At 60.5% G+C, this 14,622-nt stretch carries 15 protein-coding genes and 1 tRNA gene; 9 read left to right on the top strand and 7 right to left on the bottom strand.

The genetic code is table 11. The annotated features are described in order from the left end of the window. The first annotated feature begins 1 nt into the window (after position 1). The 3 genes from AC0L3A_RS05815 to AC0L3A_RS05805 all read left to right on the top strand — a co-directional run bounded on the left by AC0L3A_RS05815 (position 2) and on the right by AC0L3A_RS05805 (position 2,842). Positions 2 to 976, top strand: a complete 975-nt coding sequence (locus AC0L3A_RS05815; RefSeq protein WP_007600653.1) for a Bug family tripartite tricarboxylate transporter substrate binding protein — start codon at positions 2 to 4, stop codon at positions 974 to 976. A gap of 345 nt (positions 977 to 1,321) precedes the next feature. After that, positions 1,322 to 1,397: transfer RNA gene (locus AC0L3A_RS05810), tRNA-Ile, on the top strand. 110 nt (positions 1,398 to 1,507) lie between these two features. Beyond that, complete coding sequence (locus tag AC0L3A_RS05805) at positions 1,508 to 2,842, top strand: AbiJ-related protein (RefSeq protein ID WP_473253815.1); 1,335 nt, start codon at positions 1,508 to 1,510, stop codon at positions 2,840 to 2,842. A gap of 112 nt (positions 2,843 to 2,954) precedes the next feature. On the opposite strand, the gene AC0L3A_RS05800 is transcribed toward AC0L3A_RS05805, so the two are convergent. Then, the gene (locus AC0L3A_RS05800) at positions 2,955 to 4,853 is read right to left on the bottom strand and encodes an ATP-dependent helicase (protein ID WP_354128869.1); all 1,899 of its coding nucleotides are present in this window, start codon (positions 4,851 to 4,853) and stop codon (positions 2,955 to 2,957) included. A gap of 2 nt (positions 4,854 to 4,855) precedes the next feature. Next, positions 4,856 to 6,820 (bottom strand): ATP-dependent nuclease, encoded by a 1,965-nt coding sequence (locus AC0L3A_RS05795; protein WP_473253814.1) that lies wholly within the window; start codon positions 6,818 to 6,820, stop codon positions 4,856 to 4,858. Positions 6,821 to 7,272: 452 nt separating this feature from the next. Here AC0L3A_RS05795 and AC0L3A_RS05790 point away from each other — a divergent pair, with 452 nt between their 5' ends. The 5 genes from AC0L3A_RS05790 to AC0L3A_RS05770 all read left to right on the top strand — a co-directional run bounded on the left by AC0L3A_RS05790 (position 7,273) and on the right by AC0L3A_RS05770 (position 10,721). Next, the gene (locus AC0L3A_RS05790; RefSeq protein WP_473253813.1) at positions 7,273 to 9,039 is read left to right on the top strand and encodes an amidohydrolase; all 1,767 of its coding nucleotides are present in this window, start codon (positions 7,273 to 7,275) and stop codon (positions 9,037 to 9,039) included. 168 nt (positions 9,040 to 9,207) lie between these two features. After that, a complete protein-coding gene (locus tag AC0L3A_RS05785; RefSeq protein WP_219685308.1) occupies positions 9,208 to 9,441 on the top strand; it encodes a hypothetical protein in 234 nt (77 codons plus the stop codon). Between the two features lie 107 nt (positions 9,442 to 9,548). Further along, positions 9,549 to 9,677 carry a hypothetical protein gene (locus AC0L3A_RS05780; protein WP_007600646.1) on the top strand — a complete coding sequence of 43 codons (129 nt, stop codon included), beginning with the start codon at positions 9,549 to 9,551 and terminating at the stop codon, positions 9,675 to 9,677. Between the two features lie 408 nt (positions 9,678 to 10,085). Further along, positions 10,086 to 10,319, top strand: a complete 234-nt coding sequence (locus tag AC0L3A_RS05775; RefSeq protein WP_007600644.1) for a hypothetical protein — start codon at positions 10,086 to 10,088, stop codon at positions 10,317 to 10,319. A 105-nt stretch (positions 10,320 to 10,424) separates the two neighbouring features. Further along, positions 10,425 to 10,721, top strand: a complete 297-nt coding sequence (locus AC0L3A_RS05770) for a hypothetical protein (protein ID WP_007600643.1) — start codon at positions 10,425 to 10,427, stop codon at positions 10,719 to 10,721. Between the two features lie 70 nt (positions 10,722 to 10,791). On the opposite strand, the gene AC0L3A_RS05765 is transcribed toward AC0L3A_RS05770, so the two are convergent. From AC0L3A_RS05765 to AC0L3A_RS05745, 5 genes are all read right to left on the bottom strand, one after another. After that, positions 10,792 to 11,082, bottom strand: coding sequence for a hypothetical protein (locus tag AC0L3A_RS05765; protein WP_007600642.1), 291 nt, complete (start codon positions 11,080 to 11,082; stop codon positions 10,792 to 10,794). A 154-nt stretch (positions 11,083 to 11,236) separates the two neighbouring features. Next, a complete protein-coding gene (locus tag AC0L3A_RS05760; protein WP_473253811.1) occupies positions 11,237 to 11,728 on the bottom strand; it encodes an Hsp20/alpha crystallin family protein in 492 nt (163 codons plus the stop codon). A 167-nt stretch (positions 11,729 to 11,895) separates the two neighbouring features. Further along, the gene (rpoH, locus tag AC0L3A_RS05755) at positions 11,896 to 12,768 is read right to left on the bottom strand and encodes an RNA polymerase sigma factor RpoH (protein WP_473253809.1); all 873 of its coding nucleotides are present in this window, start codon (positions 12,766 to 12,768) and stop codon (positions 11,896 to 11,898) included. A 25-nt stretch (positions 12,769 to 12,793) separates the two neighbouring features. Beyond that, positions 12,794 to 12,976, bottom strand: a complete 183-nt coding sequence (locus AC0L3A_RS05750; protein WP_354201052.1) for a hypothetical protein — start codon at positions 12,974 to 12,976, stop codon at positions 12,794 to 12,796. Positions 12,977 to 13,096: 120 nt separating this feature from the next. Beyond that, positions 13,097 to 13,648, bottom strand: a complete 552-nt coding sequence (locus AC0L3A_RS05745) for a TetR/AcrR family transcriptional regulator (protein WP_219685313.1) — start codon at positions 13,646 to 13,648, stop codon at positions 13,097 to 13,099. Positions 13,649 to 13,763: 115 nt separating this feature from the next. Here AC0L3A_RS05745 and AC0L3A_RS05740 point away from each other — a divergent pair, with 115 nt between their 5' ends. Beyond that, positions 13,764 to 14,621, top strand: coding sequence for an oxidoreductase (locus AC0L3A_RS05740; RefSeq protein WP_354128866.1), 858 nt, complete (start codon positions 13,764 to 13,766; stop codon positions 14,619 to 14,621). Position 14,622: the final 1 nt, after the last annotated feature.

Genomic DNA, 14,622 nt, shown 5'->3' with positions numbered 1-14,622 from the left:
CATGTTGCGAATTTTGCGTAACAGTGTTTTCGGGCTGGTTTTCCTTTCAACGCTGTTGGGCGCCGCACCTCCCGCCTCCGCCGCTTATCCCGACCGTCCCGTGCACTGGATCATCGGCTTCTCCGCCGGCGGCCCGGTCGACATCGTGGCGCGGATCATGGCGCAGTGGCTGACCGACCGCCTCGGCCAGCAGTTCATCGTCGAGAACCGCACCGGCTCGGGCGGCAACATCGCGGCCGCTGCCGCGATCACCTCACCGGCGGACGGCTACACGCTGCTGTTCGTCGCGCCCAACAACGCGATCTCGACCTCGCTCTACAAGAAGCTGCCGTTCGACTTTTTGCGCGACACCGTGCCGGTCGCCAGCATCATGCAGCTCACCAACATGCTGGTCGTCTCCAATGCGTTTCCCGCCAAGACGGTTCAGGAGTTCATCGACTACTGCAAGGCCAACCCGGGCAAGATCTCCTTTGCCTCGTCCGGCAACGGCACCTCGGTGCACATGTCGGCGGAGCTGTTCAAGGTGATGTCCAAGTGCGACATGGTGCACGTGCCCTATCGGGGATCTGCGATCGCCTTCCCCGACATCATCTCCAACAAGGTGCAGCTGATCTTCGACAACCTGCCCTCCGCGATGGAGCAGGCCAAGGGCGGCAACGTCCGCGCGCTCGGCGTGACCTCGCCGCAGCGCTGGCCGAGCGTGCCCGATGTGCCCGCGATCGCCGAGACGTTGCCCGGCTTCGAATCGGTCGGCTTCTACGGCATCTCCGCGCCGAAGGGCACGCCGGCCGACGTGATCGAGATCCTCAACAAGGCCGTCAACGAGGCGCTGAAGGACCCGAAGCTGGTCGCGCGCCTCACCGAGACCGGCGGCATCCCCAAGCCGATGACGCCGGCCGAGTTCGGCAAGCTCGTCACCGACGAGACCGAGAAGTGGCGCAAGGTGGTGGAGTTCGCCGGCGTGTCGGTGGACTAGGCCTGTGGAACTGCCGCGAGTCTGCAGCGCGCCAACGCGACATCGGAGGGGATCGGAAGACCCCTCCCAACAAATGTGCGAAAACAACCCCATGCACAGTAGAAAGATGTAGGGATCACAAGGGGTTACGGAATCGAAAACCGAGTCCCGGGCGGAGGCGGCTTGCGCCGTCGGGCAAAACAGGACTATAAGGGCATCATCGCCAATTTCGGTTATTCGTAAATGGTCAGGCCCTGCAGCGCCGGCGTTTGCATCCGCCCGAGCCAGCATTGCACCCCCGCCTCCGTCCCTGTAAACGAACCGCGCACCGTTGCCGGCCGCCGCTTTCGCGGCCGTCTCGCGGCGGGGCCTGTAGCTCAATGGTTAGAGCCGGCCGCTCATAACGGTCTGGTTGCAGGTTCGAGTCCTGCCGGGCCCACCAGCCTTTGCTCTGCGAGCTGCGCTTGGCGCAGCCATGCAAGCGGCCGAGTAGACGCGGATTGGTACGCAAGAAGTCGAAAAGTGGACCGTAGATGCCTATGAGAATGCTCGATGGCTAGACGCATTCATATTTCGGAAATGATCGCCAACAAACTGAGCAATGCTTACACCCATGCGACCCTCCCGGCGATTGGAGAAGAGTTCGGCCTGACTATGCCGTCGGCAGCCGATGGCAGCAGCAAGAAAGAGCGCGCTTTACAGGCGCTTGCTGGCAAGACCGAATATGAGCTGGCCGAGATCGCGCGAGATCTTGGTCGTCAAAGCCGCGCCTTTGGATTGGAAGAGGAAGCGCTTGCGATCCTAGAAAGGAACACGCCCGCGATCAGTGAAATTACACGGCGCGACATCGCCAAATGCTTCGGCGACGATCTCTGCGGCGAGCGCGACGTCGTAGCGCTGGTCAAGGAGCTATTTCCGATCGAGATGATGACGTTCGGGACATTCTCGTTGCGCATCCTTGAGGAAGAGATTCAGCAGCATATGGTCAACTTCCCGGGCGACTGGAGTGTCGAAACCCTTTTCGAGCAGATCGGAGCCCTGACATGCTCAATTGATCGCTTTGGCCGGCTTCTCGAGGCTGCCCTGCACCCCCTCGGACGACGGGGTCCTGAACTGCCGATACTCGTGACCGCAATCAACGAGGTCTTGAGGCTCGACGGCTACCGACTTGCAATTGAAAGCGAACTGTCCGGTCACCCGATCTATCGTCTGGGTACTATTTCCCGCTCTCCCACAGGCTCCCCAAAGAACCTAATCTTCGCCTCGAATGGCCCCAAACCCGAGATTGGTCTCGGCGACGCCATCAACAATGATATTACAATCCTATCCAACGCGTCGAGCTGCCTTGTCTATGACAAGCCGATCGGCCAGGACGGACTTTTGTGGCGCGAACTTGTCGAATGGTGGAGAGATCTGCAGGACCATTCAGCCGATGCAGCCAAGGATCTCGGCCAACGCCTGCACCAATCGCTTGCATCAGACGCCGAGCGCCAGATGTTCAAAACATACTTCCAGCTTTATCACCCAAAGCTCGGAGGAGCCCTGCCGGCGCTGATTCCCCAAGTCTACTTGCACTATGATCCAGCAGTCGTCAGCGCGTTACGACACCGAAAGGGATTTGTGCGACAACGCATGGATTTCCTGCTCTTGCTCCGCGATCGAGTTCGCATTGTGATCGAGGTCGACGGATCGCAGCATTTCAGCCAAGACGGCAAGCCTTCCCTGAACGTCTATGCCGATATGGTCTCTGCTGACCGTGATCTTCGTCTTTCCGGTTACGAAATCTACCGTTTCGGCTCGAACGAGCTCGTTGGCGGCCAGGCGTTCGGTCGGATCGAGTCGTTTTTCGATCGGCTTTGGCGCCTCTACAAAGTGACTGGTGCTTAGTCAGCTTTCAGGCAAGCACTACGATGACCGCAAGGATCGAGCTCTCTATTGATTTCGACCCTTGACAAAGGGGACCTGGCCTCGCCGCTCCTGCGTGCTGAGTTTGCAGAACTCACGATCTTTTCTGGGTCTGGACTCCGGCAGCTTTCAACAGGTTGTACAAGCGCGCAATTCGAGTACGCGTACCGCGACCAGCACAATAAGTGAAAACGACACGTTGCTTCGCACGCGTAAAGGCCACAAAAAATCCGGCCATCTCTTCCTGAGACTGCTTCTGAAAATTGAACCAGGCATCATCGTCGAGTCCGACGAAGATGACCGTGTGATACTCAAGTCCCTTGCTCTTGTGAATCGTCATAAGCGGGACTGCGTGCAATCCCTCATAGGCGTCCAGCGCGGAAGTCCACTTCGTCGTGCCGTTCGACGAAAACTCAAGATGCTTGATGGCGGCCTCTTTCACACGCTCAAACCAATTACCTTGCCGGTAGGCTGGCGACGCTGCGAGCAGAGAGGACTTCCCGACGAACCCAATCACGTGCTCGACAATAGCTGAGGCCGAAGCGGCATCGGCCGGCGGAGAAGGATAGAGTTTGGCGAACTCGTTCGAAAACTCCTCCAAGGCTCGGGATGCCCTTGCCCGCCGGTCCTCATCATCGGATGCATAGCCCCACAACATGCAGAGTGCGTCCAGACAATCTGTCCAATAGTGCCCCGCACACTCTATTGTAACGAGCCGGAGCACGGTAATCAGGATGTCGGACAAGAGCTCGGTAAAAAGCTCCTGCAACGCCACCTTACCCACCTTTGCCGCTTCATTGCGGAGGGCGAGGCCGTTCTGCCAAAACACAGGCTCAAGGGTCTTCATATAGTCCGCAGCCTTCACCCGGACGAGTACGGCAAAATCCCGAGGCTTCAGGTTGTATGCCTTCATCTCGGCCGCGATGAAATCCGCGAGAATCGACGCTTCAGTTTTGGTAGTGGCGATGTCCCATACCTGGCAGCTGTCACCGACAATTGTGCCGGTGGTCTTGGATATCGGTGCCTTTGCCTTGCTGTCGATTTCCTTTGCCAATATCTCCTGTATGCGAACCAAATCCGGCGAGGACCTGTAATTGTTCAAAAGTGACACACGCTTGGCAACGAAGTCCGCCTCGAATGGCGTGAATGCATCATCCATCGCCATTGCCCAACGCATGATCTGCTGCTTGTTATCGCCGACCGCAGTAACGATCGTATCCGATCCGCGGAACATTGCTTTCGCAAGATCGTACTGGACCTGCGTCGTGTCCTGAAATTCATCCATGAACAGATGGGAATAAGTCAGACGAAGCGCATCTCGGACAAGCGGATTTGTCCGAACAAGGAGTTCAGCAAGACGCCCAATCATGGCAAACGTCAAAATGCTATGTAGTCCGCCGTGAAGCCAAGACTTCCAGAACTCCGCAGCTGCCCACTCCGCCGGCGACGGATTTGTGCGGGTGACCTCAGAAATCGGAGACACGACAAGATGGTCCTTCTCAAAAGTCTTGAACGCAATTGCCATGATGTCCCGTTTCGTTCCTATCGCGGCTGGAGGCGTCAGAGACTCGAGCACGTTCTGAACGATCGAGAAGGTTGCGTCGCCGATTTCGTAGTTCGGCGTGGGTCGCCACGCTTTGGGCAGCGCCTGTCCAAAGCGATCGACAAGCCCCTTTGAGAACGCATCGAAGGTGTAGGAGTCAAATCGATGCGACAGTTCCACGTGGGTTCGCGCTTTTACACGTGTTGCGAGATTGAACGCAGCGTCTCGCTTGAAACTGATCGCGAGTATGCGCTGAGGAGACGGCGCGTAGCCACACTGCAGTAAAAAGCAAGCCCGCTGAGCGAGCAACTCAGTCTTCCCGGAACCTGGCCCAGCAATTACTGACCGATTGTCCGTTGAACGTACGACGTCCAATGCGGCCAGTTCGAGCGCATCTATGCCGACAGGCTGCCACTCCTTAGGATCAACGCGGCGGCGAAGGAGCGCCATTGCTAGTCTCGCTTGAGATTATCAGCAACATTTTTCAGTAGGTCGCGATAGGCCTCGGGCACATCCTTCTTAAGAGCAGCGTCATTTAGATGTGTAAATGCTCTAAGATGCGTCGCTGGCTTGCTGTGCGTGGAAAAGTGATAGCGATAGGCTGACATCAATTCCTCGTAACCGGGATACCTATCCTTATAGGCGTCCATTTTCCCGCCTTCACCCAACACCGCCGTTGTTGCGGTCTCCTTTTTGCCGGACGGGCCACCTCCTTTGGGAATGATCGCTTCGTAAGCCTTCGGAAACGCCTTCAGCATGGCCATGTCGAGATCGAGCGGCTCCGAAAAGAAGACATTGTACTGCCTCAGAAACTCGATCCAGCTGGTCATCACTTCGGTGGACGTCCAAGTATGCATATTTTCGAGGTCGGCTTCTTTACCTCCCTCAATCGCGAGCAACTGCTTGCGATCTTCTCCGAATTCGATCAGTTGACTCAACGCCGTTTTGACACGGCCCCATCCTCCGCCGCTTCGTCCCAGGTCAAGGTCGACCAGGGTCGCAAAGGGTATCGATAGACCGCGCAATAAACGCCAAAAATGTTGGACATGACGGCCGCCAAGCGGAACGATCGCGACGAACGACGGATCGACCAGGAGACCCGCAGCCTGCGCCAGTCGCGGGAGAACAATGCGCTCGGAATCCCCTTCGACCAGAATGACAAATCTCGCGAAGTAGAGTTCCGGAAAAGCGACGACCGCCCCCCGAATAAACTTGATCGCCTCTTCGTCGTCCTTCGGAAGCTCAATTTTGCTTACTGTGGTTTCGCGCGAGGTATGGTCGCATCGGCAATAACGCACCTCTTCTGGCTCAACTCTGCTGAGAACTGAGGGCGAGTGGCTCGTTACAAGCGCTTGCGCAGCATCGCCCATTATTATCGAACGTACCTGTCGAACGATGCGAGCAAGATAGTATGGAGAGAGGTGGTTTTCCGGTTCTTCGATGGCAAACACGGTAAGGGCAGGAATTCGTAAATCCTCAGCGCGGAAGCCCTTGACAGTTCCTCCCACTGCTTTCCGTTCAAGATCAAACACTGCAGCCGCGAGCGCGAAGTAGAACAGCGATTGCTGTCCATCGCTTAAGACATCAAGACCGCGCTCGATGCCGGCGGGACCTTGCTGAAACAATACCTGAACCTTCGCGACGATTTCCTCAAAGCGTTGACTTACCAAATTGAGCGTGGGCTGCTTATCAGTTACGTCGTCGTGCAGGTCTTTCCATCGTGAGGACAGGGCATCGCCAATGGCCTTGATCGCCGTTTCTGCGCGGAACGCCTTTGATAAGTCCGTGGTGGCGTCCTCGATAGATTTGCGAGTCCCCTTGGACCACTCGATTGCCCGAAGGAGACGCGCCGCTAGCGCGCCGGTCGAACTCTTTATTTGTGCCTCAGCGTCCCGCGAAGCTGGCGTGTAGTAGACCTGAATTAGTCCGCGGTCGGTCGCTGAGACTGCACTCTTGTGCTCGTCCGTTATTTTCTCGTCCAGAGTTGATATCCAGAACAGGTCCTGAGTAACTTCCCCTTCGGCCGTCTGATCATCAACCCATTGGGCTTCCAACCTCAACCGACAAAGCGGCTGAGCTTTCGGTCCTGCTATTTGCATATGCTTGAAGACGGGCGCGATTGTCTTTGGCGTCGCCTTGCCAGCCGCAAGCTCAGGAACAGCGACGATCGCATCGATCGACAGATTGCGGGCTGTCCGATCATCAGGGGGGACCCCAACAGGCAGATGAAAGTCGGAGCGATGTATGGTGCGCTGCGCACGGCTGACGCCAAACATTTTGCAAAGCGCCTGCAGCAACGCGGTCTTTCCGGATGCGTTGGGCCCGACGATAGCCGTCAGGCCATCGGTCAGGTCAATCTTCTGCGGCGTCGAGCCAAAGGAGCGAAATCCGGAAATGCTCACTGATTGAATGTACACGACGTTGCCCGCATCCGTTGAGTAAACCGACAATAGACGGTCCGTTGCTCGACGCGAAGGGAGTTGCTTCGTGGCAGTTGGACGTATTGACGGCGCTCAGGAGAATCACAGGCCCTGGGCAAGATCAAACCCGTCACCCAAGCGACGAACTTATAAATGATCAGCAATTCAAAGGCTTATGTCCCGTCTATGCAGCCATGCCCCCTGATGAATCATCGATTGCGGCCGCGTTGATAGAGAGCAGGGTCTCTCATCCGAGAGCGATCGCGGATCGCAATCGTAGCGCCGCGTATGCTGCTCCGGACCCCCAATCATCCAAATGCACTGGCGTTGCCGCGTCTGACTTGCTCGATATTCGCGAACCTCTGGATTGGGCGATGCATAAGGTTCGATACGTGTCCAAGAAGGCCTACCAATGAAAGCGATTGCCTGAGCCGTGACCGGATTTACCGGTGGATTTCGTTGGAGCCGGACATGGTCAATATCACAACACTCCCATTACGATGCGCGATGTCCGCGAGCGCATCCAGCGGCGGACGCGTGGCGCCGCTTCGGCCTCTCTCATGTCGGGACTGATGATGCGAAAGCTTCTGGCGATTTTGGTGATCTCGTGCTGGGCCAGTTTGGCTCACGCACAAAAGGCCGACCTCATTGTCACGAACGCAAAGCTCGTGACGCTGGATCCTGCTTCGACGATCGCGCAGGCTCTCGCCGTCCGCGACGGCAAGATCGTCGCGATTGGCGGCAACGATGCCATGGAAGGCATGATCGGGCCCGCGACGCGCCGTGTCGACGCGGGTGGCCGCACGATCATTCCGGGATTGATCGATTCCCATATTCACGCGGTGCGCGCCGGCCTCACCTACGCAACCGAGGTCAACTGGATCGGCGCAAAGACTATCCCCGAGGCCATGGAACGCTTGCGCCAGGCGGCACAAGCGCGGCCGGCGTCCTGGATCATCGTGGCCGGCGGCTGGAGCGAATTGCAATTTGCGGAGAAGCGGCGGCCAACGCTCGCCGAGGTAATGGCGGCCGTTCCTGACAATCCGGCTTACATCCAGCTGTTCTATTCGGCAGTGCTGATGACGCCAAAGGCGCAACAAGCCCTCGGGATGTCCGCGGATCAGTTGCCGGCCGGTATCACGGCCGCATCGGGCGACGCCACGGGCTGGCTCGACGGCTCCATCGTCAGTATCTCCGCGCTGTTCGATCGGCTGCCCAGGCCGAATTTCGAAGAGAATGTCGCCGGGACCCGGCAGTTCTTCACGGAGCTCAATCGTCTTGGCGTGACCGGGATCGTGGATCCCGGCGGCTTCAGCATTTATCCCAGCCATTACGCCGCCTTGCAAAAGCTCTGGCGTGAAAAAGCACTTTCGGTTCGGGTTGCCTTCAGCCTGTTCGCCCAGAATGTCGGCGCGGAATTCGATGAGTACAAGACTCTCACGCCGTTCCTGCCGATGGGATTCGGCGACGACATGCTGCGGTTCAACGGACTAGGCGAGCGGATCACCGGCGCCATGTACAACAACAATGCGCCCGACGCGGCCGCCAAGGACAAGTTCCGCGAGATCATTCGCTGGGCGGCCAAGCAAGGGCTGACCGTCACCATCCACTGGCAGGAAGACAAATCCGTCCATCACCTCCTGGACCTCTATGATGAGGTCAACAAGGAGACGCCGCTCGCGCCCCTGCGCTGGTCCATCGCCCATCTCGACAACACCTCGCCTGAAACACTGACGCGCATGAAAGCCCTTGGGGTCGGCTGGACCATGCAGGACGCGATGTATCTCGGAGGCGACCGTATCGTGGCGCAGGTCGGCGAAGCTGCGCGCAGCATGCCGCCCATCGTGACGGCGTTACGCATGGGGGTCCATGTCGGGGCCGGCACGGATGCGCATCGGGTCGCATCCTACAATCCGTTCGTGGCGCTGCAATGGATGCTCGACGGCAAGACCGTCGGCGGACTGTCGACGCGCGGCCCGGACGAAACACCCAGCCGCGAAGATGCCTTGCGCCTCTACACGGTGGGAAGCGCGTGGTTCTGCTTCGACGAGACGCGGCGCGGCACGTTAGAGACCGGCAAGCTCGCCGACTTCGCGATTCTCGATCGGGATTTCATGTCCGTCCCCGTCGAGCAAATTGGCGCCACGGCGTCTCTGCTGACGGTCGTGGGCGGCAAGGTCGTCTACGCAGCGGATGCTTTCGCGAGCGCGAAATGAGAGCTGGAGGCCTGAAGGCGAGCATCCGAGCCCTGCGGACTTCGCGCGGCGCAGCCGCGCGGAGAACGAGGGGCGAAGCGTGGTGTGCGGCGCAGCCTGAACCGGGTGAGAGCAACTAAATCGCCGATCCGGCATTATCCCCGCGAGCCGTTTCGCGGAGGTCTCACGATGGAAGACCAGAATCGGATGACCCTGGTTTTGAGTGCGATCGCCCTCGCCGTTGCCATCGTGGTTGCATCTGCGATCACGATGGAGCGCGTCAACATGCCTGCGGTCAGCAACGACGCAGCTCCCGGAACGGTCGGACTCGCCAGGCCGCACCCACCGCTGGACCGTGCGGCCGGTGAGCCGATCCAGACGGTCGGCGGCCCCTCCGGCGCGAGTATTCGCGGCCGTCCCTGATCGAACGCCGGGATTACCGCACAGCACTCTTGATGATTTCTGCCGCTTTCGCGGGTTCAATATCCTATACAAGGCGCCCGTCCCCTCTCCCGCGGCAGGAGCCATCCATGACCAGCGAAAAAGGCCCGAACATCAAGAAGAAGCAGAAATGCAAGAACTGCGAGGGCAAAGGCCTGCTCAAGAAGGGCGACAAGGTGGTGAAGTGCCAGCGCTGCAAGGGCACGGGCGTGCGGTGATATTGGGCTGGCGGCCTCTCCGATGCCGAGGTGGAGGCGGTCAGATTGCGCAAACCTTCAGTCCGGCGCGAACACCAACCTGATGTTCGCCCCGATCAGCCGCCTCGCTCCAACCTCGATTGGCACTTCCTGCGGCAAGGCGCGTTGCGGTCTTTTCAGGGAGGTGCAGATGACCAAGACCGGCGCGCAAGGCGTAAGGACCAGGACATCAGGTTTGTAGGAACGACTTTGTAGGAACGACCTGGGGCCGTCGCGTATTGGGCCGCGCCGGGTCCTTGCGAGTCCGGCAATGGCGGTCTCGGCTCGAAGCCCCGCCCCCGGGCCACAGGCCGGGGCCGCCTGACGGGGATCGGCCCGTCATCTCAGCCCGTCATTTCAGGGCCGTCTTGGAGGACTGCGCGAGAGACCATGGAGGCGCCCACACCAGGGATGCAAAACCCGCTTCGACAGGCGCGGCTCTACGGCTACCTGATCGAACGCGAGGGCGCGCTGTTTCATCCCGGCGGCAGCCACCCGCTGTGCAGCGCAGGCATGACGCGACGCATGATCGAGGCGGGCTGGCTGATGAAAGCCGACGATCGCTACGAGCTGACGCCGCAAGCGCAGGAACGGATCGCCCCGGGCGCGATGAGTTCGGGATGACTTAATCGTCGCTGTTGCCGGATTTGCGCTGCCCCCCAGGAACCGGTGCGTGCCGAGATCTTTGCCTCGGCACGACATGTGACGACGTCAAGCACAGGAGCGGACATGAAAAAGCTGGTTCTCGCAGGGCTCGTTGCGGCTCTCGCATTTCCCCCTTCCGCATTCGCGCAAGGCGGCACGGGTGCGTCCAGGACCGGGTCGAGCATCGACTCCTCCAGCACCGGCGGCACGACGGGAGCGGGAGCCTCCAGCCTCAACACGTCATCGGACAACAATGGCGGCGGCGCGAACGCACCGGCCAAATCGTCGACGACGCGGCCAGGCGATAACGACACAAGGCAAACGCAAGGAGGCCAGCAGGCCATGCCAGGTTCCGGCTCCACCGGAGCGAACCGCAAATAGGCGCGCCACGAACGATTGACCGATTGCGCTCACGCAGGAAGGCCCGGATGATGGTCCGGGCCTTGTCTTGTCACCACCAGGGATCCCAGTAGGGCGGAGGAGCGTAGGCGTAAGGCACATAGTAGGCCCGCCGCACGACGCGCGGTCCATAGTAGCCGTAGGGCGGGCCATAGTAGCGCGGGCCATAATAGGCATCGGCCGCGAGCCCCGCCGCAAGCGCACCGGCAACAAGACCGAAGCCGATACCCGGGCCTCCCCAATGGCCGTGCCAGCCGCCGCGCCAAGCATGGGCTTCCGCCGGCGAAGCCGCCGCCACGAACAGGGCCGAGATCATCGTCAGGACTAAAGCAAGTTTCTTCATGTGCGACTCCCAGAACTTGGAAACCGACCGCAAAACGCCAGACCGGAATTGAAGTTTCCGGGCGTTCCGGAAAATTTTGCAGCGAGCCGACGGACGCGAATGCGGCCGCCGGCAGGACGCGGGCGAGAGAGACGACTCCCGCCCGCTTCATGCTTTACTTGCCGTTGATCACGATCCGCTTCACCTTCTCTTGTGCCGCCGGTGACTTCGGCAGGGTGACGGTAAGAACGCCGTTGTTGAAGGAAGCCGCGACCTTGTCCTGGTCGACGTCATCGACCGGAATGCGCCGCTCGAAACGGCCATAGTAACGCTCGCTGAAGAGACGCTCCTTGTCTTCCGTTTCGCTCTTCTTCTCGCCGCTGATCGTCAGCACCCCGTTTGCAAGCTCGACGTTGACGTCCTTCTGTTCGAGACCGGGAAGCTCGGCGACAACCTTGACCTCCTTGTCGCTCTCGTCGAGTTCGACGTTCGGCCAGCCCATTGCGGTCGAGGAACCGAACGGGCCGAGATCAAAGCTGCGGAAAGCGTCGTCGAACAGCCGGTTCATCTCGCGGTGAAGCGCAAGCAGCGGATTGCCGGCTTCGCCGCGCTGAGCGGCCATGTTGCGTGAGCCGTTGTTCCACGGAATGAGATCACGTAGTGCCATTGTCGTTTCTCCTTATCTCCTGTCTTGGTTGTCGATTGGCGCAGCTCAGCGCGCGGCGAGGGCCACGCACGCGCTGCAAAACCCGGACGATCAACTCGTCAGGCATCTGCTTGTGCTCGATGTTTCGGTCGGGGCTGCCAAAAGAATTAGGAGACGGCGATTTGGTTTCAAGAGCCGGCTGCCAAGCGCCCCCCGATGGCAGCCCGAACCTTTTCGAACGCGCGCATTTCGATCTGCCGCACCCGCTCGCGTGAAACGCCATACCGTGCCGCGAGCTGCTCAAGTCTCAGCGGCGGCTCGGAGAGCCAGCGCGCCTCGAGGATGTCGCGCTCGCGCGGCTTGAGGACGTTCAGCGCGCCGGCGAGGGCTTCACGCCTCCGTCTGGTTTCTTCCTGCTCGGCGTATTCGGCTTCAGGACTGGACGCGGGATCGACGAGCCGGTCCTGGATTTCGCCGCCGTCGGCGTCGCGCACCAAAGCATTGAGCGACAGGTCGCCGCCGAGGCGGCGGTTCATCTCGATCACGTCGTTCTCCTGCACGCCGAGCCGCCGCGCGATCTGGCTGGCGTGCTCGGGGCGGAGATCACCATCCTCCAGGGCGGAGATTTCCGCCTTGGTCCGGCGAAGCTTGAAGAACAGCTTCTTCTGCGCCCCGCTGTTGGCGATCTTGACCAGCGACCAGGACCGCAGGATGTATTCCTGGATCGACGCCTTGATCCACCACATCGCGTAGGTCGCAAGCCGAAAGCCGCGCTCCGGCTCGAAGCGCTTGACGGCGTGCATCAGGCCGACGTTTCCTTCGGAAATGATGTCCGCAACCGGCAGGCCGTAGCCGCGATATCCCATCGCAATCCTGGCAACGAGCCGCAGATGGCTTGTGACGAGATGATAGGCTGCCTCACGGTCGCCGTGCTCGCGCCATCGCTTGGCATAGGCGATTTCCTGGTCGGGCCGCAGCATCGGAAACTTGCGAATTTCCGCCAGGTAATGTGTCAATCCGCCCTCAGGCGACAGCATCGGAACAGTTGCAGTGCTTCCCATTGCCCACCTCTTCGAGTTTGTCTGCTTACGCTCCAAAATCGACATGACAAAAAATGGTTTCGGCCGACGATGTTACGACCGGTGGGGCCGGTGCGTGAGTTTGCGGCGGCTCCGGTCGCGTCACGAGATAGAGCTCGCCCGCCACCAATAGGAGGGCAGCGACGGCCAGGGCCAACATGCCGAGCACCAGATCGCTGTCATCATCCATGCGCGTTCGAAAGTATGTCGATGTCGAAGATCGGCAGCCATTGGTTTTGGCTGTCCGCGACATCGAACGTCGACACCGGAATTTTGTTCCGGACTTTCGGCGTCCCGCCGAGACGCGGTCTCACCCTCCCAGCGAATTCCTCGTCGCGCGAAGAATATCGTCCGACAGCTTGGGATCGTCCACGGCGCGGGCGAGCACGAGGGCGCCGACCATGGATGCGGCTGCGGCGAGCGCCTTGTCCTCGCGCTGGCGTGGCTTCAGCGTGGAAGCCATCCGGCTGCTCAGCAGGGCGATCGTGCCGCGCACGCCGGCGGTGAAGCGCTGCCTCAGGCCGCCGCCTTGACGTGACACCTCACAGGCGAGCGCAGCAAAGGGGCAGCCGGCGGCGGGATCGTCGCGATGCCCCGGCGAGAGATATTCCGAAAGATAGTCCTCGAGCGCGAAGGCCTCGGGCAATTCCTGGCCTTTGGCCTTGATCGCATGGGCCACGGCTTCCTCGACCAGCCGCTCCTTGGAGCCGAACTGGCTGTACAGGCTGCCGTGCGTCATCCCGGCCGCCTCGGCGAGCGCGTCGACACCGACGCCGGCGATGCCGCGCTCCCGCAGCAGGCGCGAGGCGGTCTCGAGAATATGCTCGCGATTTTTGGCGGCCTGTTCCTTTGAGACGCGCATGGGACCGATCCTCGGATACGGGGCTTGACTTTTATAATTACGATCGTCATGTATATCAATAGTTACGATCGTAATCAAACGATTTCAGGCCCGGTAGTGGCGTCGGAGAGGCATTATGAACAGGATTACACCGAAGATCGCGCTGGTGACCGGCGCCTCCTCAGGCATCGGCCAGGCCACGGCGGAGCGGCTCGCGAACGCCGGCTATAAGGTGTTCGGCACCAGCAGGCGGGGCGCACAGTCTGGCAAGCAGGCCTTCGAGATGCTGGCCCTCGACGTCACCAGCGATGCGTCGGTGGAAGCCGCCGTCGGCGAGTTGATCCGGCGCGAGGGCCGCATCGACCTGCTGGTGAACAACGCCGGCTTCGGCGTTGCCCCCGCCGGCGCGGAAGAGAGCTCGATGGAGCAGGCGCGCGCGATTTTCGAGACGAACTTCTTCGGCCTGATCCGGATGACGCGCGCCGTCGTGCCGCACATGCGCCGCCAGGGTAATGGCCGCATCATCAATATCGGCTCGGTGCTCGGCTTTCTGCCGATGCCTTATGGCGCGCTCTACGCCGCGACCAAGCACGCGGTGGCAGGCTATTCGGAATCGCTCGACCATGAACTGCGCACGCGGGGCATCCGGGTCTCCGTGGTCGAGCCCGCCTACACCAAGACGCCGTTCGACGCGAACTTCATGGAGCCCGACGCCACGCTCGAGGAATATCGCGAGGCGCGCGCCGGCGTGACCAAGCGGGTGAACGAGGTGATGGCGACGGCCGAGCAGCCCGGCGTGGTGGCCGAGACCGTGCTGAAGGCGGCAAGCGCGGCGCGCCCGCAACTCAAATACGCGGCCGGCAGCCTTGCGAAGCGCCTGCGGTTTCTGCGGCGGTTTGCGCCTGCAGCCCTGGTGGATGCCGGGCTTCGAAAAGATTTGCGGCTCGATGCGACTGCGGCGCCGCAGCCCGCCCGCACCGCGCGGGCTTTCTGAG

The sequence above is a fragment of the Bradyrhizobium sp. MI1.3 genome (assembly GCF_055811695.1).
This window is presented reverse-complemented; position numbering and strand designations above follow the sequence as displayed.